Below are 1,169 nucleotides of genomic sequence, written 5' to 3'. Positions count from 1 at the left end.
TCCTGGGCCCACATCTGCTCGTATTCGGCCTCGGCCGCCGCGATCGCCGGCGCGTTCTGGCCGAACAGGTTCGACATCACCAGCGACACCAGCTGGCCGCGATTGGCCGTGATCGACCCGGGGTCCACGATGGTCGCCAGCGCGGCCTCGTAGGCGACGGCCGCCGCCCGCGCCTGGGCCGCCGACTGCTCGGCTTGCGCGGCCGCCCCGCCCAGCCAGTCCACGTACCCGGCGGCCGCGTTGGTCATGGACGCCGCCGACGGGCCCTGCCAGGCCTGCCCGGCCAGGTCCGAGGTCACGGAGCTGAATGCGCTTGCCGCCGCGCTCAACTCACTGCGGATCCCGTCCCAGGCCGCCGCCGCCTCCAGCATCGGCCCCGGGCCCGGCCCATCAAGCAGGAGCACCGAGTTGACCTCGGGCGGAAACACCGAAAAGTTCATCACTGCTCCCCTCGATCGTCGTTGATCAGACCTTCAGCAGCCACTGGAGCAACGTACATTCTCCGGCCTGCCCCATACCCCGTTAGGCGGGAATCCAATCCCGGCCGCCGCACGATCGTTGCGGACCGGACCGCAGGGATCAAGCGCTCGCAGTCGCGGTTGCGTGTGAACCCGAGCGAAGGCACACTTTGGCTCCCGGGGCTCGCTGCTGAGAAGGGACCGCGGTCATGAGCTTTTTGGTGCTCCCGCCGGAGATCAATTCGTCCCGGATGTTCTCCGGTGCCGGGTCAGCGCCAATGTTGGCGGCCGCTGCGGCGTGGGACGGGCTGGCCGATGAGTTGAGTGCGGCCGCGGGATCGTTTTCCTCGGTGACCTCGGCGTTGGCTGGTCACGCGTGGCAGGGTCCTGCATCCGCGGCGATGGCCGCCGCAGCCGTTCCGTATTCGGCGTGGTTGACCTCGGCGGCGTCTCAAGCTGCGAGTGCGGCCGCGCAGGCCAAAGCGGTGGCCGGTGCGTTTGAGTCGGCGTTGGCGGCGACGGTGCATCCGGTGGTGGTGTCGGCCAATCGCTCCAAACTGGTGTCGTTGGTGATGTCGAACCTGTTCGGCCAGAACGCGCCGGCGATCGCGGCGGCCGAGGCCGAATACGAGCAGATGTGGGCCCAGGATGTCGCCGCGATGAGCGGCTACCACGCCAGCGCGTCGGCGACGGTCGCGCAGCTGGGCAACT

Annotated in this window: 2 protein-coding genes; one reads left to right on the top strand and one right to left on the bottom strand. The window is 69.3% G+C overall.

Going from position 1 to position 1,169, the window contains the following annotated elements; all coding sequences use genetic code 11:
* On the bottom strand, positions 1-440 hold a 440-nt coding region (locus A5705_RS26455), incomplete at its 3' end, for a PPE family protein (RefSeq protein ID WP_231982340.1).
* A 227-nt stretch (positions 441-667) separates the two neighbouring features.
* On the opposite strand from A5705_RS26455, the gene A5705_RS26450 reads away from it, so the two are divergent.
* A partial coding sequence (locus A5705_RS26450) for a PPE family protein (protein ID WP_156763232.1) occupies positions 668-1,169 on the top strand: 502 nt, incomplete at its 3' end.

Origin of the sequence: Mycobacterium sp. E787 (genome assembly GCF_001668725.1) — a bacterium.
Taxonomy (GTDB): Bacteria; Actinomycetota; Actinomycetes; order Mycobacteriales; family Mycobacteriaceae; genus Mycobacterium.
The sequence above is the reverse complement of the archived record's forward strand: the minus strand, read 5'-3'. Positions and strand labels throughout refer to the sequence as shown.